The 17,269-nt window shown below is 68.9% G+C and carries 19 protein-coding genes and 1 pseudogene; 6 read left to right on the top strand and 14 right to left on the bottom strand.

Features of this window, described 5'->3' with window-relative positions; genetic code table 11:
- Positions 1–144: 144 nt before the first annotated feature.
- From CSEG_RS12820 to CSEG_RS12840, 6 genes and pseudogenes are all read right to left on the bottom strand, one after another.
- A complete protein-coding gene (locus CSEG_RS12820; RefSeq protein ID WP_244264904.1) occupies positions 145–627 on the bottom strand; it encodes a S26 family signal peptidase in 483 nt (160 codons plus the stop codon).
- Between the two features lie 26 nt (positions 628–653).
- Positions 654–1,112: a DUF2840 domain-containing protein gene (locus CSEG_RS12825; RefSeq protein ID WP_013079663.1), complete on the bottom strand. Its 459-nt coding sequence runs from the start codon at positions 1,110–1,112 to the stop codon at positions 654–656.
- Positions 1,113–1,116: 4 nt separating this feature from the next.
- A complete protein-coding gene (locus tag CSEG_RS12830; RefSeq protein ID WP_013079664.1) occupies positions 1,117–1,413 on the bottom strand; it encodes a MerR family transcriptional regulator in 297 nt (98 codons plus the stop codon).
- 119 nt (positions 1,414–1,532) lie between these two features.
- The gene (locus CSEG_RS12835) at positions 1,533–2,051 is read right to left on the bottom strand and encodes a DUF2285 domain-containing protein (protein WP_013079665.1); all 519 of its coding nucleotides are present in this window, start codon (positions 2,049–2,051) and stop codon (positions 1,533–1,535) included.
- Between the two features lie 48 nt (positions 2,052–2,099).
- Positions 2,100–2,291, bottom strand: a pseudogene (locus tag CSEG_RS23770) (transcriptional regulator domain-containing protein); the annotation flags it as partial.
- Between the two features lie 160 nt (positions 2,292–2,451).
- Positions 2,452–2,790, bottom strand: a complete 339-nt coding sequence (locus CSEG_RS12840; protein WP_013079666.1) for a helix-turn-helix domain-containing protein — start codon at positions 2,788–2,790, stop codon at positions 2,452–2,454.
- Between the two features lie 152 nt (positions 2,791–2,942).
- Between CSEG_RS12840 and CSEG_RS12845 the strand changes: the two genes are divergently transcribed.
- The 4 genes from CSEG_RS12845 (at position 2,943) to CSEG_RS12860 (ending at position 10,106) form a co-directional block, all read left to right on the top strand.
- Positions 2,943–3,446: an RNA polymerase sigma factor gene (locus CSEG_RS12845; protein ID WP_013079667.1), complete on the top strand. Its 504-nt coding sequence runs from the start codon at positions 2,943–2,945 to the stop codon at positions 3,444–3,446.
- 14 nt (positions 3,447–3,460) lie between these two features.
- Positions 3,461–4,456: a FecR family protein gene (locus CSEG_RS12850; protein ID WP_013079668.1), complete on the top strand. Its 996-nt coding sequence runs from the start codon at positions 3,461–3,463 to the stop codon at positions 4,454–4,456.
- A 118-nt stretch (positions 4,457–4,574) separates the two neighbouring features.
- Positions 4,575–7,628, top strand: a complete 3,054-nt coding sequence (locus CSEG_RS12855) for a TonB-dependent receptor (protein ID WP_013079669.1) — start codon at positions 4,575–4,577, stop codon at positions 7,626–7,628.
- Positions 7,629–7,661: 33 nt separating this feature from the next.
- Positions 7,662–10,106: a S9 family peptidase gene (locus CSEG_RS12860; RefSeq protein ID WP_013079670.1), complete on the top strand. Its 2,445-nt coding sequence runs from the start codon at positions 7,662–7,664 to the stop codon at positions 10,104–10,106.
- On the opposite strand, the gene CSEG_RS22040 is transcribed toward CSEG_RS12860, so the two are convergent.
- The 5 genes from CSEG_RS22040 to CSEG_RS21625 form a co-directional block, all read right to left on the bottom strand.
- Positions 9,992–11,845: a lasso peptide isopeptide bond-forming cyclase gene (locus CSEG_RS22040; RefSeq protein WP_013079671.1), complete on the bottom strand. Its 1,854-nt coding sequence runs from the start codon at positions 11,843–11,845 to the stop codon at positions 9,992–9,994. The genes CSEG_RS12860 and CSEG_RS22040 overlap by 115 nt on opposite strands.
- Before the next feature lie 2 nt (positions 11,846–11,847).
- A complete protein-coding gene (locus tag CSEG_RS12870; RefSeq protein WP_013079672.1) occupies positions 11,848–12,498 on the bottom strand; it encodes a lasso peptide biosynthesis B2 protein in 651 nt (216 codons plus the stop codon).
- Between the two features lie 287 nt (positions 12,499–12,785).
- A complete protein-coding gene (locus tag CSEG_RS22585; RefSeq protein ID WP_013079674.1) occupies positions 12,786–12,899 on the bottom strand; it encodes a lasso peptide caulosegnin 2 in 114 nt (37 codons plus the stop codon).
- 101 nt (positions 12,900–13,000) lie between these two features.
- A complete protein-coding gene (locus tag CSEG_RS22590; protein WP_013079675.1) occupies positions 13,001–13,129 on the bottom strand; it encodes a lasso peptide caulosegnin 1 in 129 nt (42 codons plus the stop codon).
- A gap of 72 nt (positions 13,130–13,201) precedes the next feature.
- On the bottom strand, positions 13,202–13,798 hold the full coding sequence (locus CSEG_RS21625; protein WP_013079676.1) for a GntR family transcriptional regulator: 597 nt from the start codon (positions 13,796–13,798) through the stop codon (positions 13,202–13,204).
- A gap of 306 nt (positions 13,799–14,104) precedes the next feature.
- Here CSEG_RS21625 and CSEG_RS21630 point away from each other — a divergent pair, with 306 nt between their 5' ends.
- Entirely contained in the window at positions 14,105–14,602 is a 498-nt protein-coding gene (locus tag CSEG_RS21630; RefSeq protein WP_013079677.1) for a helix-turn-helix domain-containing protein, read from the top strand.
- Positions 14,603–14,613: 11 nt separating this feature from the next.
- Here the strand turns inward: CSEG_RS21630 and CSEG_RS12885 are convergent, their stop codons facing one another.
- Positions 14,614–14,946: a DUF736 domain-containing protein gene (locus tag CSEG_RS12885; RefSeq protein WP_013079678.1), complete on the bottom strand. Its 333-nt coding sequence runs from the start codon at positions 14,944–14,946 to the stop codon at positions 14,614–14,616.
- Positions 14,947–15,319: 373 nt separating this feature from the next.
- Positions 15,320–15,637, bottom strand: a complete 318-nt coding sequence (locus CSEG_RS12890) for a DUF736 domain-containing protein (protein WP_013079679.1) — start codon at positions 15,635–15,637, stop codon at positions 15,320–15,322.
- Positions 15,638–15,813: 176 nt separating this feature from the next.
- Between CSEG_RS12890 and CSEG_RS12895 the strand changes: the two genes are divergently transcribed.
- Positions 15,814–16,230 (top strand): DUF736 family protein, encoded by a 417-nt coding sequence (locus CSEG_RS12895; RefSeq protein WP_013079680.1) that lies wholly within the window; start codon positions 15,814–15,816, stop codon positions 16,228–16,230.
- A 38-nt stretch (positions 16,231–16,268) separates the two neighbouring features.
- Here the strand turns inward: CSEG_RS12895 and CSEG_RS12900 are convergent, their stop codons facing one another.
- Positions 16,269–17,240, bottom strand: a complete 972-nt coding sequence (locus CSEG_RS12900) for a hypothetical protein (protein WP_013079681.1) — start codon at positions 17,238–17,240, stop codon at positions 16,269–16,271.
- Between the last annotated feature and the right edge of the window lie 29 nt (positions 17,241–17,269).

The raw sequence follows: 17,269 nt of genomic DNA on the forward strand, positions 1-17,269 counted from the left end.
CCGTCAAGGAAAGCGCGCTGAGCGCGCCGGCCTAACGGCCGCCCTTGACCGCGTCTGCGCGCGACCGCCGACGCGGTCTTGGCCGGGACGAGGAAAGGCCACGCAAGACGGCCGAACAAGGAAAGGAGGGGGATGGGCGCCATGTCAGCCATCCCACGTCCAGAGCGGAACAAGGCGTCCGACGATCGTTTGGCGCGTGAGCGGCCCAAAATATCGGCCGTCGAAACTGTCAGGGGCGCGGGCGTTGAGGAGCAGCACCTCGCCCCTCTTAAGGCGTCGACAGCCGTTGAATGGCGTCAAGCGCCGGCCAAGTCGGTCGTGGTCGCGCATCTTGGCGACAGCCTGTCCGTCGATCAGCAACCGCTGACGATCACCACAGACCGTTCGCCCGTCGGTGGCCGCGACATGCTTGATCAAAGGAACGTTCAGCGGAAGATAGCGGCGTCGCGCCATCCATCTCGCCAAGTCCGTCGGCGGCCGGACCAGCGCCAAGTCGCCTTCAACGACGCCGGGGCCCGCGAGCCAATAGAAGCCAATGGGCGCGCTGGCCGTCGTGTTGAGGACCAGTCGTTTGGTGGGAGGATAAAGGCCAGACAGCGCCAGAAGCGCGCAGCCGAACCCGCCCAAGCTCAGATAGCGCCAAGTTGCGGCGCTCATCTTCCCAACCTACGCCGCATGAGCCATGCGCGATGGCGGGCCTTGTCGTAGGCGCGGGGCGGCAGGCCAGTCCCCAGTCGAGCGGCGACATGGCGCCAGTGGTCTGGCGCAACGTCCGTCGCATGTATCTGCATGGCCTCGATGCGATCGATGACCTCAAGGACGGCTTGCACCCTTGTCCAGCCGCTAAGGTCGAGCAGGATCTCCGCGCCCGGCGCGACGAAGGGATAGGTCGTGAAGGCCTGTCCATGAGCGATGGCGCGCAGGATCGCGATCCGTGATTCGACCGTGCCATGATCGCCGGACCGCCACCGAACCACGGCGAAGATCGCGCCTGGCGAAAAGATGACGACCCTGCGACGCCGATCGATGATGCGTTCGCCGGTCGCCCGGCCAAACCGGATCCACCGCTCGATCTGGCCTTCAAGCCAAAGCAACTCGACTTCAGTCAGCATCGCGTCACGCGTCCCGATCGCGCTTCGCGGGCTGCCCGCCCGCGCCGATGGGCTTTGCGGCGGACACCAGTTCAGCGTCCGGATCCGTCGTCGAACAGCGGGCGCCGCGCGCCGACCAGGCGTTGAGGTCCTCTATCGTGTAGACGACCCGGCCGCCGATCTTCCGGTAGATTGGCCCCGTGCCATAGGTGCGATGTTTCTCCAGGGTGCGGCTGGAAAGGTTGAGGAATCGGCCAGCTTGCGGGGTGCTAAGGTGCCCAACGAGATCTTCGGGTAGAGCGCCGGGCTTGGACGTGGACATGACGGGTCTCCAGGCGATCGCCGCGTGGTTGGTCGTGGCCGCGGCAGCTCCAGGTCACCTTGGCGAACGACTGTCAGTCCGTGGGATGACGAAGATCGGGGGCGCCCTCTTCGTCACCCCTAAAGCCCGCCTTTCAGCAGCTTCAGATAGCCGCCATTCATCAGCGCCCTCCCCGCCCCGACCAAACGGATCGTTGTTGCCCGCAGGGCGGCTGTCTTCCACGGCACGGACTCCGTCGCGGCCGGACCGAAGACTGTTGAGGCGATCGCGCGATAGCTGAGCCCCGCCAGCGCGGCGTCGAGCGCTTGGAGACACCTGCCCAATCGGACGAACTGGGCCTGGGTCAGGTGCGATTTCGGTGGCGGCCGGCCGGCCGAAAGTCGCTCGAACGCATCGACAGCGCGCACGCGCAGACCCAGGTTCGCGTCAAAAGCTAGCGAGATCACCAGCGGTCCTCCGACCTCGGCGCCCTTGCGGAGCAGCACCTGAAGTCCGCAAGACGTGCGCAGATATAGGCCGTCTTCGGCGCGGATCACCTGACCATCGGGCAGCGTTCGCGCGGCCCCCACCGCGTCGGCCGGGTTCTCAGCGTCCAGATGCAGAACAAGCCCTGGCGCGACCTCGGGAAGCCAGAACACCGGGGCTTGATCGGCGCTTAGGCTGGGATCGGCCGCGAAGCGGAGCCCCCAGCGGCGATCAATCGGCGCGAGCAGGTTTCTGCTTTGGCGTCGCCACCGCGCAAAACTCGCTCGGTAATCGGGATTACGCCGTAAGAATTCCCAGGCCAGGCCCGACGCGCTGAACCACGCCCCCGCACCACCACCACGGCGCTCGCCAGGCGGCTGCCCTGATCCCGGCGCGGCGACGGACGAAGCCATTCGCCCATGGCGCCAGACCTAAGAGCGGCAGGCACAGCTTAGCAGGACCATATTCCGCGATCTGATAGCGCGAAGGGTCCGTTTTCGGAGAGGCCGCTATGTGAGAGCCGATTTGGCGCACGTGCGGCACCATTTCACCGCGCGAAAACCGGCAGGAGTTTTAGCTGGGTCTGAACCGCAGTGTCACCGCGAGCAGTTCGTCCACCCATTGCAGTTCTTCTGCGGATAGGCCCGACAGACGTTGGACGATCGAGACGAGCGGATCGCTTCGTCCCTCCTCAATTGCGTAATCACCAATGCCGAAGAGGTCGCGCAGGTGGATGTCAAACACCGACGCCAATCGAACGAGCGTCTCGAAAGTTGGAGCGTTGCCGGCCTCAAGACTCTGGACGGTGCCCGGTTGGCGATCGATACGCTCGGCAAGTTGTGATTGGGTCAGCCCGAGACGCTTGCGGTGATGCTTCACCACAGCTCCGAGCTGTTCCTCCACCTTCGCCATCAGATCTGACGCTCACCCGTTACGTGTATCGGATGTTCTGCTAGGGCGGCGAAAGCACACAGACGCTCAAAACATATCTTTTCGGATTTTCCATCTTTCAAACATTGTTTTTCCATACGAATCTGTGGGCGATCGCTGTTCGGACCTCGCCCGTGGACGCAACCTCACCGCCCGCCCCGCCGCGCCAAACCCTGGCCGACTCGCTGGAACAGCTGTTCCGGCGGCATGACCGGTGGTTTCGTCCCTTGATGCGCCGCCGCCATGGCGACGCAGCCGAGGACCTCGTGCATGAAAGCTATCTGCGGGCCGCGCCCTACGCGGCCGCCGGGGCCATACGCCACCCCGAGGCGCTGCTGGTGCGCATCGCCGAGAACCTGGCCTCCAACATGCGGCGCGACCATCACCGCGAGATCGCCCAGGACCCGGAAACGACGCCCCCCGAGGCGCGATCGCTGATCGCCACCCAGGAGCACGCCGTCACCTTCAAACAGATCGTGCTAGCCCTGCCGCCGGAGTTGCGCGATGTTTTCGTGCTGAACCACGTCGAGGGCATGACCTACGAGGAGATCGCCGTCCATTTGGGGATTCCGCGGACGACGGTTCACCACAGGATGCGCAAGGCCTTGGAGAAGACGTCTAAAGCGATGCGGGACTAGGGCGGACGCTCGAGATGATCGATGACCGACAAAAGACCCTGCGCCAGGACAAGGAAGCGGCGGCCTGGTTCACGCTGTTGAGCGACACCGAGGTCGAGACCGAGGCGCTCGAACGCTTCGACAAGTGGATACAGCGCGACGGCAATCGCGCCGCCTATCGGCGGATCGAGGACATCAGCACCGCCGCGGGCGACTTGCGCGACGATCCAGAAATGCGCGCGGCGGCGCGCGAAGCGCTCGGCCGGCGCAAACCCAGGGCCAGCGCTTCCTCGTTGTTCAGGCTCGGGCCGCCGCGCCTTTGGGGCGGGCTGGCGCTGGCGGGCGTCATCGCCTCGGCCGTGTTGTTCGCCACGCTCACCCGGCCCAAGACATATGAGACCGCGGTGGGCGGGCGGATGACCGCGCAGCTGAGCGACGGCTCGACCGTGCAGCTCAACACCGACACGGCCCTGCGGGTGAAGTTCAGCCATGGCGAGCGGCGGCTCGAACTGGTCAGGGGCCAGGCCTTCTTCAACGTCGCCCATGACCCCGCCCGGCCCTTCCTCGTCAGGGCCGGCGCCATGGAAGTCCGCGCGCTCGGCACCCGTTTCGACGTCCGCCACGACAGCGCCGACGCCTCGGTGGCGCTCGCCCAGGGCCAGGTGCGGGTCCGTCAGCGGACCGGCCAGCGGCAAGCTTGGACCTTGTCGCCCGGCCAGGGGCTGACCGTCCTGTCCGACGGGCGCTCGACGGGTCCCGCGCGCATCGACGTCGCGGCCCTCACCGGGTGGACGCGCAACATCATCACCTTCCACGACATCGCGCTTGGCGACGCGGTGGCGGAAATGAACCGCTACGACCGCGCCAAGATCACCCTGGCCCCAGGGGTCCCAGCGCACGCCAAGCTCAGCGGCGTGTTCACGACCGGCGATCAGGAGGAGTTCCTCGACGCCGCCAAGGCGAGCTTTGATCTGGAAAGCCGCCGCAGACCCGACGGCGGCGTGGAACTACGGCCCCGCTCGAACGGTTGATGACAGAATAATTTCACAGGGGCGCTACCAACCCGCGCCGCCTGGCGTGTCTCCACCCGCAAAGCCGCTGGCTTCAAGCGCGTCATGTTGATCGCGCCCGGCGGCCCGGGGGGCCTGTATGAGTCCGTTTTCCAAGCGTTTCTGGGTCAGTTCCGCGTTGAGCGTCCTCACGTTCGGGCCTGTCTGGACCGCATCGGCGGCCGCCGCGCCGCAAGTCGAAGAGCAGCGTGTCAGCATCACGCTGGCGGCCGGGCCGCTGGATCAGTCGCTGCTCCGTCTGGCTCAGCTGACCCATGTGCGGATCATGTTTCAGAGCCAGATGGTCGCGGGGCTGAAGGCGCCCGCGGTGCAGGGCCAGATGTCGCCGCGCGAAGCGCTCGACCAGCTTCTGGTCGGCACCGGCCTTGAGCCGCAACAGGCCCGGCCAGGCGTCCTGGTGCTGCGCCGCGCGCCCACGCCGATCGCCACGGCGCGCCCGGTGGCCCAACCGGCGCGCGCCGCCGCGCCTGTCCAGGCCCCAACCCGGCGTCACGAAGCGCTGGACGATACGGTCACCCAGGTCGATGAGATCGTGGTCGGCAGCCACATCCGCGGCGTCAAGGACGGCCCTTCGCCGGTGATCGTCCTGGGCCGTGACGACATCGACCGGGCCGGCTACGCGACCGTCGCCGACGCCTTGACCAGCCTGCCGCAGATGTTCGGCGGCACGACCGCCGACGACGTAACCATGGTCGGTTCGGACCCGACCAACACCAACAGCGCCTTTTCGACGGCGGTCAATCTGCGCGGGCTTGGACCGGACGCCACCTTGGTGCTGATCAATGGCCGGCGCATGGCCGGCGCCGGCTTGATGGGCGATTTCGCCGACGTGTCGATGATCCCGTTGAGCGCGGTGGCGCGCATCGAGGTGCTGACCGACGGCGCGTCGGCCCTCTACGGCTCGGACGCCGTTGGCGGGGTGGTCAATGTCGTGATGCGCGATCGCTACGAGGGCGGCGAGACGCGGCTGCGCTACGGCGGCTCGACGCGCGGCGATCTTGGCCAGTACCAGATCGCCCAGACCTTCGGCAAAATCTGGGGCAGCGGCTCGGTGTTGGTCTCGGCGGAGTTCCAGCGCCGCGACAGCTTGGCGGCGGGCCGACGCGATTTGACCGAAAGCGTTGATCTGCGACGGTTTGGCGGCCTCGACCACCGGCTCTTCTACAGCCAGCCGGGGACGGTGCTGATCGCCGATCCGGTGACCTTCGCCTTGAAGCCGGGCTACGCGATCCCCGCCGGCCAAGATGGGACGCATCTGCGGCCGAGCGACTTCCTGGCTGGCCAGCAGAACCTCTTCAACTACCGCCAGGGCACCGACATCCTGCCGATGCAGGAGCGCGGCAGCCTCTATGTCGCCGCGTCCCAGGCGCTTGGCGCGCGGGTCACGCTGAACGCCGAGGCGCGCTATAGCGACCGGCGCTTCGCGACCTTCGGCTATGCGCCGATGACGGTGATGACCGTCTCGGCCAACAATCCCTACTTCGTCTCGCCCAATGGCGCGCCGAGCCTAGCCATCGCCTATTCGCTGGCTAACGAGACCGGCGGATCGAAGTCCGCCGGCGAGGTGCAGAGCCGCAGCCTGACCCTGGGCGCCAAGATCGACCTGCCGGCCACTTGGCGGCTCGACCTCTACGCGCTGCACGCCGAGGAGCTGGGCTCCTACCGCGCGTCGGGGATGCTCAACTCGACCTTCCTCAACGAAGCCCTGGGCAATACCCCCGACAACCCCGCCACAGCCTACAGCGCCGCGCGCGATGGCTATTTCAACCCGTTCATCGGGACGGGGCGCAACAACGCCGCCGTGCTGGGCTTCATTACCCAAGGCTACCAGCTGACTCAGACCGTGGGGCGGTTGGACACGGTCAGCGCTTCGGCCGACGGCCCGCTCTGGCGCTTGCCGGCGGGCGCGCTGCGCCTGGCGGTGGGCGCGCAAATCCGCACCGAGCGCCTGAAGAACACCGGCTCGGCCTGGGCCTCGGGCCTCGTTCCCTACCCGACCGCCCCACGCCAGGGCGAGCGAACCGTCAGCGCGGTCTATGCCGAACTGCGCGCGCCGCTGTTTGGCGACAGCTATCGTCGTCCCGGCGTCGAGCGGCTGGAGCTGTCGGCGGCGGTGCGGTCCGAGCACTATGATGGCGGACCGACGAGCACCGTGCCCAAGCTCGGGGTCGTCTGGTCGCCGATCGCCGACTGGACCTTGAAGGGCACCTATGGACGCTCGTTCCGCGCCCCCTCGCTCGGCGAGCTGACCGACGCCCAGAAGGCCACCCCCGTCAACCTGACCGTCAACGGCGCCAATGTGCTCACCCTGCTGCTTTATGGCGGCAATCCTGGCCTTCGCCCCGAGACCGCGACGTCCTGGTCGGCGGGCCTTGAATTTGCGCCGGCCGCCCATCCCGAGATCCGCCTGGCCGCGACCCTGTTCGACACGGAGTTCCGGCAGCGGATCGGTCAGCCGGCGATCAACAACCTCTCGACCGTGCTGACGGCTAGCGATCTTGCCCCCTTCCGCCAGTTCATCAGCCCGGCCAGCAATGGCGCGGACCTGGCGCTGGTGCAGTCCTACCTGCGGCTTGCGAGCTCGGCCGCCGCCTCGCTCTACCAACCGCAGGCCTACCAGGCGATCGCCGACGCCCGCTATGTCAACACCGGCACGCTCGCGGTGCGCGGCCTTGACCTGACCGGCAGCTACCGCCTGACCACGCACAACGACCCGGTGGTGGTGAGCGGCAACCTGTCGTGGCTGCTGTCATCGTCGCGGCGGATCACCGCGGCGGCCCGCAAGACCGAACTGGTCGGCACGGTCGAAAACCCGGCCGACCTGCGCGCGCGCCTCTCGGCGGCCTGGACCCACGGGCCTTTCACGACCACCGTCACGCTCAACCATGTCGGCGACCTGCACACCCCGGCTGGCGCGCGGCTCGCCAGCCAGACCACCGCCGACCTGCAGCTGCAGTTCGCCGCGCCGGCCCGGCGCGGGCCCTTGCGTGGCCTCAACCTGGCCCTGACCGTCCAGAACCTCTTCGACAAGGACCCGCCGTTCTATGACTCGCCGCAGGGCGTGGGGTTCGATGCGGCCAACTATGATGTCCTGGGCCGCGTGGTCGCCCTGCAGCTGACCAAGGCCTGGTAGCGCGCCATTCCCCCTTCAGCAGAGGATTTCACCATGCGACTTTTCGCAGGGGTGGCGCTGGCTTGCGCGCTCGCCGCGGCGCCGGCTCAGGCCGCCCGTCCCTTCACGATCGAGGACCAGCTTTCGGTCCAGAACTTCGGGCGGGTCGCCTTCTCGCCCGCCGGCCGCTGGCTGATCGCCGAGCGCTATGGGCGCTGGGGCGACGCGCCCAGCTTCGACCACGAGTTCCTGACCCATCAGACCACCAGTCAGATCTTCGTCACCGATCTGCGTGCCAACAGTCCGCCGCGCCCGCTCCTGCCCCAGGCCGCCAAGGCGGGCGACACCTTCGGAGCCTTCTCGCCGGACGGGACACGGGTCTTGGTCTTCCGGCAGGTGGGGCATCGGCGGAAGATGGGCGTGGCCACGCTGGCGACCGGGGCGACGCGATGGTCGGGCCTGACCGCCGATCCCGAGGTGTGGACCGCCCAGGCCCGCTGGCGGGACGATACGCGCGTCGTCGTCATCGCGCGCGCGCCCGACGCCCCGTCGATCCTGCTCGGCGCGGGCTGGCAGACCCAGGCGCGCACCGCGGCGGCCTGGAGCGCCAACAGCCGCGGCGAGGCGTCAGGCGTCGCGCTCGGCGCGGGCCGCTACGCCGGGCTCAATCCGCCGCCGCCCGACTACGACCTGGCGGAATTCGACGCCCACAGCGGCCAGACGCGCGTGCTGGCGCACGGCCCCTTCTTCGAGATCTTGCTGTCGCCCGACGGCCGAACCGTCGCGGCGAGCGAAGAGGGCGAGCTCGTCACGCCCAGCGCCGCGACGGCGATGGTTCGCCTGTCGAGCCCCCATCGCCGTCGGCGCCTGTCCCTCATCGACCTCGACACCGGTGAAATCCGCCGCCCCTGCCCGGCCTGCGATCTTGCCCCGGGGACCTGGGCCTGGTCGCCGGACGGCCAGGCGCTGGTGGCCGCGGCGCGCGATCAGCCGGCGTTCGACGCCGGCTATGGCTACTGGCGGTTCGATCGGCTTGGCGCATCGGTCGCCCTGGCCCCGCGGCTGCGCGTCAATCTCGTCACCGGCGGCGGGATCGCGAACCTGACCGGCCAGGCGGCCTGGCTGGGCGGCGATCCGGTCGTCCTGGCCAAGCCCGAGGGCGCGGCGCGGCCTGACTGGTGGCGCCTCGCGCGCCAGGGCGAAGTCAACCTGACGGCGGCCTTCGCCCCGCCGCAAGGTCGGGCGCTGGCGGTCGGCCCCAAAGGCCTGCTGGTCAATACGGCGGCGGGGCTCGTCCGGCTGCCGCCGAAAGGCCAAGCTCGGGTCATCGCGGCCGGCGCCTGGCAAGGCGCCGGCGCCCTGCCCGGGCTGCCCATAGAGCGCCTCGTCGGAACCGTGGATCATGCCGCGCGGCTGCTGACGCCCGAGGGTCACACCCGGCCGGCCGCCGATCTGCCGAGCCGCGCCCGGCTGGTGGCGACCTCGCCCAGCGGCGATCTCGCGGCCATAGACACCGACGACCATGGGGTCCGCACGCTCAGCCTCTATCGCCCAAACTCGCCGCCGCGCCCGCTGCTGACCATCAACCAGGCCCTTGCCGATGTCGCCTTCAGCCGGCCGGTGGCGATCCCCCACCGTGGGCCAAGCGGCGAGCCTCTGACCAGCTGGCTCTACCTCCCGCCGGGCGGCGCGCTGGGGGACCAGCGCCCGCTGATCATCGTGCCCTATGCCGGCGATCGCTATGATCGGCCGCCCGCCTGGTTCGAGCCGGGCGCGGTCACGCCTCTGACCAATGTCCAGTTGATGGTGGCCCAGGGCTATGCGGTCCTGGTTCCCAGCCTGCCGATCGGCTTGACGGACGAGCCCGCGCCGGGTCTCGCCGCCGCGATCCTGCGGGCGGTCGACGCCGCGCATGTGCAGCATCCCGTCTTCTCGGCCGATCGCCTGGCCGTCTGGGGCCACAGTTTCGGGGGCTGGTCGGCCCTGATGGCCGGCGCGCAATCGCCGCGGTTCAAGGCGCTGATCGCCTCGGCCCCGCCGACCGATCTGATTACCCTGCATGGCAACCTTCGTCTCGCCAGCTTCGCGGTCCCGGAGGTCTATATGACGCTCACCGGGCTGCAGGGCTGGGCCGAGGGCGGCCAGGCCAGGATGGGCGCCCCGCCCTGGAAAGACCTCGATCGGTATGCTCGCAACAGCCCGCTGTTGCAGGTCGACCGGCTCACGGCGCCGGTGATGCTGATCTATGGCGACATGGATTATGACCCAAGCCAGGTCGCGGCCCTGTTCATGGCGCTATCACGACAGGGCAAAGATGCGCAGCTGCTCCTCTATCGCGGCGAGGGCCATGTGATCGGCAATCCGGCCAACCTGCGCGACCTGCATCAACGGGTGTTCGCCTTCCTCGCCGACGTCCTGGGACCGGTCGCCGCCGTCCCGCGCCCCGCGGCCCTCTCGCCCTCGGCGGCTTCCCCCTCGCCGATCCGCGCCTCCCAATGACGGACCCAGGCCTCCAGGGCCGCGGCGGTGAGGAGATCGCGGGAGGCGTCCTTCCAGACGATGGCCTCGGGCTCGAGCGCGGCCGCCAGTTCGTCGCGGTCGATCAGGCCCCGCGCCGCCAGACGGCCTTCCAGCAGAAAGCCGCGCAGAAACGGCGCGCTAGCCGCGAGGCTGCGATTGAGGAAGACGCTGATTTCACCCTTCGAGCGCCGCCCGACGATCGATGGAGGCAACCGGTCGGCGAACGCCTCGCGGGCGAAACTACGCTCGCCTTCCCCCGCGCTGAGTATGGGCGCGGGGATCGCCAGGCAGGCCTCGACCACCGGCTGGGCCAGCAAGGGGTGGACGATACGGGCGCGCTCGGCCCGACCGGTGGCGCCATGGGCGTTGAGGTTCGAGACCAGCGCCCGGATCTGCTGTCGCTTGGCCGGGGTGACGCTGCTTAGCCCGCCCACCCAAGGATGGGTCAGGCCCACCCGCCGGATCCGTTCGGCTTCCTGGCGCAAGAGTTGGCCTTCGATCGACACCGTCGAGGGACGGCCGCTGAACGCCTCCCAGGCCAGGCTCCAAATCGACCGCCTCGTTCGCCGCGCGACCTCCTCCAGCCGCGCGCGTCGCGATCCCTCGCAAGGCGCGCCGCCGAGCAGGTCCGCGGCCAGGGCGCTGGCCGCCACCTGATAAAACACCGTGTCGCCGCCGTGGCCGGTGAACAGCGCCCGAGCGTCGATTGCCTCCAGCGCCCCGACCAGCCCCGCGTCGTAGCCAGGATCAAGGGCGTTGAAGTTTGGTCGCGCCGCCTGGCCGGCGGCGGCCAGCACCGTCTCGTCGAACGCGAACGGTTCGCGCCGGAGCGTGCGCAGGGGCGCGCCGATGCGCTCGGCCACCGCCTGGGCGTAACCGCGCTCATCGGCTTCTGGCTGGTCGCCGTAGAAATTCACGGTCAGCTGTGGGCCAAGACCGCTGGCCGCCAGGCTGGTGGCGACGATCGCCGAGTCGAGGCCGCCGGAAATCTCGCAGACAATCGGGCCCGCGTCGCTGGCCAGGGCCGCCACCGTGGCGTCGATCGTCCGGCGCAGGTCCTGGCGGCTCGGCCAGGGCCGATGGCGCGCGCCGCGAACGACCGCCGCGGGGGTCCAGAGCACCGAGCGCTCCTGCCCGTCCGCGCCATGAACGGCGGCGCCGGGATCGATCGTGGCCAGGCCCGTCAGGGGCGGAGGACCGAGGGCCGCGCTGATTGGGTCCGCCAGGATCTGGACGATCCGCGGCCAGTCGATCGCCAAGTCCGCCGGACCGGCGCGACCGGTGAGCGGACGAGCGCTCATCACCGTGACGCCGTCGCGCCGCCAGGCCAGCGCCTCCAGGGCCCCTGACGGATCGCGCAGCAAGGTTGGCCCCGCTTCGGCGCGACCGATCCACATCCCGACATAGCCGCCCCAAGCGGTCTCGATCAGGTGACGACCGGCCTCGAGCGGATCGATGTCGGCAAGACCGTCGAGCGCCGCGCGCGCGACCGCGCCGCCCAGGGTCGCCCGTCGGTCAAAGGCTTCACCGATCAACACCCCCGCCACGCCGCCCCGTCCCATCAGCGGCGAAACGGCCGGCGCCTGGCCATCGGTCAGGACCGCCAGCCGAAACGCCCGCAGCGCCAGGGTCCAGCCGGCGTCGATCAGCGCCTCGACCATCTCGTCGAACGCGGCGGCGGCCAGACCGCCCGGATAGGTCAAGGCCGCGTAGCCCATGGCTAGCGCACCATGATCGGGTGATAGGCGATGAGCCGTTCGGCCTCGTCATCAAGCACCAGATCGCCCGCCTGCAGCCAGCAGTGCGCCCCAAACGGCCAGGTGCGCACGCCGAAGATCCAGTCGACGCGGTGGCCCAGGGCGAGGAGATAGTCGCGCAGCATCTGGCTGCGAAACAGACAGGCGCCGTCGAAGGGCAACCAGGGCTGGAGTCGCCGAAAGGCGTCGAGGTCCGCCAGCAGCCCTTCGCTGGCGGGCGGAGAGACCCCGGTGGACGGCGGCGGCAGGCGCTGGGCGAAGGGACGCCGCTCGGCGGCCCGGCTGGCGAGCCCCGCCATGATGGCTTGCCGCCAATGGGCCAGGCGTGGGCGCGGGCGTTCGCGGGCCGGCAGCGCCTCCAGCACGGCCCGCGCCGTGCGGACGGGCGCTGGCGTGCTCGGCGGCGGCTCGATCGCGGCGGCGGCGCTGGCCAGGCCCGCCTGGATCAGGTCTTCGGCCAGCTCACGCGCCGCGACGCGCAAGGACCGTCCCTCTAGGGCCAGCACCGACCCGACCGCGGGCAGACAGAAATAGGCGTTGGTCGCGACATCGAGGAAGACGACATCGTCATCGATCATGACCGCGTACACGCCGGCGCTGAGCCACAGGTCCATGGCCTGCTCCTTGTCTGGAAGAAAGGCTTGGGCGCCCGGCGCTCGGGGCCAAGGCCGCCGTCTCACATCGGGTCGTAGCGGGCCACGGTGATGTCCTCGAGCAGCAGGCCCACCAGCGCGCCCCGCGTCAGCCTGTCGGCCTTGCCCAATCGCAGCAGTTGAAACCTAGACGTCATCGGCCGGCTCCCTTTCGCGTCCGCCGCGACGGGGCGGCGCGAACAAGGAGGCGGCGCGCCGGTCGTATATTCAAACCTATATTCGAAACGCGTCGCGCCGCCCCTTGTGGGTCAGCCCGGCATGTAGTGGCCAGGCAGGAAATCCTCCGGCAGGCCCGGAGTGAGCGTGCCTTGGGTCAGACGCTGGGCGTCGCCCAGGCGGATCAGGCGATGGGTCTTGGTCACGGGATGGCCCTTTCAGGTGATGGGCCGCGCGGCGGCCCGGTTGCGGAGAAGAACGGCGGCGCGGCGGGGACGGCCCCTCGCGCGCCGCCGCCGTCGGCGGCTCAGCCTTGGATTTCGCGGCCGAGCGGATTGACCGCTTCGGGCTGGCCGACGAACGCGCCTTGCGTCAGGCGATGGGCGTCGCCGACGCGCACGAGACGCGGGGCTTGGGTGGCGTTCTTCTTGGTCATGGTCGTCTCCTTTTCGAGAAGCTGCCAAATGCAGCCTCTCAATCACGCGACCGTCAGGCCCTATATTCAAATCTATATTCGGGGAGATTTGAGCAGGCCCAGAGCCACGGCGAGGATGCGGCCGCTCTGGGCCGCGCGGCGGGCGTAGTGGCGACGCACGGCGCGCAGCAAGGCCTTGCGATCGGCCCAATCATCGCCCGCGACGCCGCCGCTCCCCGCGCCGAAGACTTCGGCCTCGGCCCGGGCCAGCGGGGCCAACTGGGCCTGGACGCGCGCGCAGGCTTGCGCCAGGGCGCGATTGGGCGCGGCCTGGGCGCTAGACAATGGATCGGCCAGATCAAAGCCGTCGCCAGCCTGGGCGCCAGACTGCACGGCCGCGGCGACCAGGACGCTGGCCAGGTCATAGAGCTCGGCGAGACCGGCCGGATCAAGCAGCAGCGCCGCGTAGCCCTGCGGCGTGCGCGCGATCAGCCCCTCCCCGGCCAGGCGCGCCAAGACCTCGCGAACCGGGGTTGGGCTCACGCCCAGTTCCTCGGCCAGGCCGCTGATCGGCAGGGCCGCGCCCTGCAAGGGACCGGCCCGCGTCAAGCGCTGGCGCAGCGTCTCTAGGGTTCGGTCGAATGGATCGCGATCTCGCACCAGCGCGGGCTCCCAGCCGTGGGCGGTCATGCTGGCCGCAACAGGATCGGCGCGTCGAGCTTGGCTGGGCGGTTGACGCCTCGCCCGGCCTTGGAAATGAGCCTCGACGAGTCAGCGCGTGCGATCCTCTCCAGACAAGGCGCGATTGCTGCCGTCCCAACGCCGGATCATTGCCGGTTTTCAGGCAGGACCAACCGCGACGCCGCGGGCGTCGCGCGGCGTCGCGGCGCCGCTCGGGCCCTCCGGCGAGATTTCGGGGGTATGACGTGCACGGACGGTTGCGCTGCCTTGGCCTCCCCGGCGATCATCTCAAAGTTGATTAGTGCGGAGCTTCGCATGCTTGGCTCGCCATCGGCGCCGCTGGCGCGTCAGGCTCGATTGCTCTCGCGCACCCTGCGGGCGATCAAGAAGGAACGGCGCATGACCTCAATCGAGGTCGCCCTGTCGATGGGCGTGGCGCTGCGCACCTATCAGGACTTCGAGAAGGGCAAGGGCGACTTCGACCTCTGGAAGATCCGGCGCTTCGCCAAGGCCACGCGAAGCGACGCCATCGGCATCGTCCTGGCGGTAATGTACGGCAACCCGGCCATCGCGCTCATCACCATGCGCAGCAAGCTCTTGATGACCGGATGGATCGGTTTTCGCGAACTTTGGCGAACCCTGGGCGACCGGCTGCATCTGATCCCGGCCGCCCAGATCCTGCTGGGCCTTCGCAAGATGGGCGAGCACTTGCAGGAGTATTTGGATCGGCGCGCCGCGTCGCTCGACAGCTGGCTGGAGACCTCTCTTGACGAGCTCTACGAGGACCCGGGGGAGGCCGAGGACGAGCGCTGAGGGTCAGGTGCCTAAGCTGGCGATGGCGGCGCTTGAGCCGGCGGCGGGTCGGTCCGGCGGATCCAGACCAGCGGCAGGGCGCCGTCCTCGGCGGCCATCAGCCGACCGCTGACCGGTTCAGGCCAGGTCGGGTCGTCGAGCTTGAGGCTGAGCACCGCGCCGCTGGCGTCAGTGACCCGCCAGGCCGCGCCGCATTCGCGTCCGCCGACCTCGGCGATGTAATCGGGGGCCTTGGCGGAGAATTTCTCGGCCGCGACGAGCGTGACGGCGACGTCGAGGCTCAAGGTGGCGATCCGGCCGCTGAAGCCTTCGCCCTCGCGGCGGAAGTGTCCGATGGTGGTCATGGCGTTGTCCTTGCTGGCCCGCCCGCGGCGGCGAAGGCCCGTCTGGCGGCGGCTCGATGACCGGCGGGGGAGCGTTGAGCCGGTCGGTCGAGCCGCCGCCTCGCCGCGCTTCGGGGGGACGAGAGGCGGCGACGGCGCGGGGTGCGAAGGAACGCCTGGGCGGGCGGTTGGAAGCGTCCTCGCAAGGTCCGCCAGACGGTTCTGAGCCGGCCCTGGCCAGCACTCAAGACGGCGCGACGGGCCGTCGTGCAACGACAGGCGATAGCGTGGAATCGGCGGTTTCAGCCGACGAGGCTCGCCCCATCGCGCCCGCCCTTTCGCCCCTTCAACCCAGCCAAGCCCGCCCCGCCAAGACGGCGGGGCGGGCGGCTGGCTAGTCCTCCTTGGCGCTGGTGCTGCGCGACCAGACCAGGGTGTGGACGCCCTCGATCACCACCAGGGCGGCGTTGATCGCCGCGCCGAACGAGGGATCGTCCAGCTTGACCGACAGATAGTCGTTATTGTCCTTGCTGGTCTTCTTCCAGGCCGCGCCGAGATTGGCCTTGCCGGCCGTGATCCGGAAATCCGGGCTCTTGTCGCTGACCTTGTCGGCCGGACGGATCTGCACGGTCTTAAGGTTGAGGGCCAAGGTGTTGATGGCGCCGGTGAACGAGCCGTCGGCGTTGGCGATGAAGGTGCCGATGGTGGCCATGGGGGTCTCTCCAATCTTTGGTCCGGGCCGCGCCGATCGCGGCCTCGATGGCGATCGAAGGACCGGGTCCTGTCCCGTCTCGCAGAGCGCGCCCCTGCCCGCCGACATAGATTTGCGGGCGCGCTCCCGAAGCCTGGCGGAGGACCAAAGCGGCCAAGTTTCTTGCTTCGCGAGGAATGGGCAGCGCCAGCCCGGCCCAGGGGAAGAAAGGCGGCCGTGCGGTTGCGGGACCGGCGGCGCCCGGTCAGATCCGGCCAGAAGAGGACGCGCTCGACGCGCCCGGCCTTGATGTCCTGGAGAGACGCTCAAAGGCCGCCATCGGGGGTTTCACCGCCAATGCAGACGCTCCGTTCGCCGACGCGTCACGCCTCGCCATCAGTTGCAAGACCGCGCCGGTCCGCCCGGCCGACAAGGTCAGCGACAAGAGCCCGGATTTCAGGATCACGGCCGGCAGGGCCAATCTCGTCACGGCCTCGATGAGGGCGGACCTGGACAACGAAGACTATCCATCGGTCAAGCTGGACGATCCCTCGTTCGGCGCGGCGATCAACGCCGCCCTGGTGGTGATCGCCGGGGTCCACACCCTGGCCTGATCACGCAGCGCCAGGTTTAGGGAGACTCAGGCAGCCACCTATCCGCCGTTTCGGCGCGGAGCTTGGGCGCCGGTGACGGGCGTGGTTGCGCTGTCCGGACGCGGGCACGCGGCCGGTCGTTTTCGCGGCGCGGCTTTGGCGGTCCGAGGCGGAAACGAGGACTCGTAGAATTGCCGGAAAGTGGGCTTCTCCAGCAGCCAAGCCTTGAAGTGGAGGAGCATTGGCGGCGGCGCGGGATTAGGCCATTCACGGCAGTCCCGGATGATCCTTAGGTCTTGCGGCGCATAGAGCACCTGCACGTCATGGGCGGGAAACTCGCCGCAGTCGATGACGACAGCGCGTTCACCAGTCCAAACCACCCGGCCCGCGCACTGCGGAGGTGTCTGGGTCGGATGAAGCCGAACCTGGCCGGAAGAATAGCCGGCCTCCGAGGTCAGCCAGACAGTAACGCCGCAGAAGATCAGATAGGCAGCGAGAAGAACGCCATCCTGGCCCTTGCGCCACAGCCGCTTGAATAGGCTAACCAAACGGCGCCAGAGGCCGCTTTTCACCACGTCTTGATTGGCGTGGCGGTCAGTCCAGGCACCCAACGCGACCAGCGCGCCCGTAAACCAACCCACCACCGTCACCGCCCACCAGAGGCGCAGGATGGCGGGCCCATAGCCCACGGGCCCCGCGATCACCATGCCGAGCACGATCACGCTTGAGAGAAAGAAGAAGTTCGCGCCGAACCAGGTCCGGCGCGATAAGATCCCAGCATAAGCGCAGGCGTAGGCAAGACCCATCATCGCGGGCGTGATCGCCAGTCGGAGTCCCGACATCAGCACGTCGGTTGGTGTCGCTATGGCCAGGAACGTCTGGCCCCACTGATCGAAGATCAAACTGTTGACTAGGGTCGAGGCCAAGAAGCCCAACGCCGTCATGACCGTGAGGCGTTCGGCCTTTCTCCAGACATCTCTCAAGGCGCCCATCCAGCCCGCCTCGGCCACCGTCTCTTGGTCGTCCGCCATCGCGATTTCCCCCTTTTGACTTCGGGATT

The sequence above is a fragment of the Caulobacter segnis ATCC 21756 genome (genome assembly GCF_000092285.1).
In the GTDB taxonomy this organism is placed as follows: Bacteria; Pseudomonadota; Alphaproteobacteria; order Caulobacterales; family Caulobacteraceae; genus Caulobacter; species Caulobacter segnis.

Coding starts and splice junctions, on each gene's coding strand:
- CSEG_RS12855 (WP_013079669.1), top strand. CDS start 4,575: ATGAGTCCGTTTTCCAAGCGTTTCTGGGTCAGTTCCGCGTTGAGCGTC.
- CSEG_RS12870 (WP_013079672.1), bottom strand. CDS start 12,498: ATGGACCTGTGGCTCAGCGCCGGCGTGTACGCGGTCATGATCGATGAC.
- CSEG_RS22590 (WP_013079675.1), bottom strand. CDS start 13,129: ATGACCAAGAAGAACGCCACCCAAGCCCCGCGTCTCGTGCGCGTCGGC.
- CSEG_RS12895 (WP_013079680.1), top strand. CDS start 15,814: ATGGGCAGCGCCAGCCCGGCCCAGGGGAAGAAAGGCGGCCGTGCGGTT.
- CSEG_RS12885 (WP_013079678.1), bottom strand. CDS start 14,946: ATGACCACCATCGGACACTTCCGCCGCGAGGGCGAAGGCTTCAGCGGC.
- CSEG_RS12850 (WP_013079668.1), top strand. CDS start 3,461: ATGATCGATGACCGACAAAAGACCCTGCGCCAGGACAAGGAAGCGGCG.
- CSEG_RS12900 (WP_013079681.1), bottom strand. CDS start 17,240: ATGGCGGACGACCAAGAGACGGTGGCCGAGGCGGGCTGGATGGGCGCC.
- CSEG_RS12890 (WP_013079679.1), bottom strand. CDS start 15,637: ATGGCCACCATCGGCACCTTCATCGCCAACGCCGACGGCTCGTTCACC.
- CSEG_RS12830 (WP_013079664.1), bottom strand. CDS start 1,413: ATGTCCACGTCCAAGCCCGGCGCTCTACCCGAAGATCTCGTTGGGCAC.
- CSEG_RS21630 (WP_013079677.1), top strand. CDS start 14,105: ATGCTTGGCTCGCCATCGGCGCCGCTGGCGCGTCAGGCTCGATTGCTC.
- CSEG_RS12825 (WP_013079663.1), bottom strand. CDS start 1,112: ATGCTGACTGAAGTCGAGTTGCTTTGGCTTGAAGGCCAGATCGAGCGG.
- CSEG_RS22040 (WP_013079671.1), bottom strand. CDS start 11,845: ATGGGCTACGCGGCCTTGACCTATCCGGGCGGTCTGGCCGCCGCCGCG.
- CSEG_RS12860 (WP_013079670.1), top strand. CDS start 7,662: ATGCGACTTTTCGCAGGGGTGGCGCTGGCTTGCGCGCTCGCCGCGGCG.
- CSEG_RS21625 (WP_013079676.1), bottom strand. CDS start 13,798: ATGACCGCCCACGGCTGGGAGCCCGCGCTGGTGCGAGATCGCGATCCA.
- CSEG_RS12840 (WP_013079666.1), bottom strand. CDS start 2,790: ATGGCGAAGGTGGAGGAACAGCTCGGAGCTGTGGTGAAGCATCACCGC.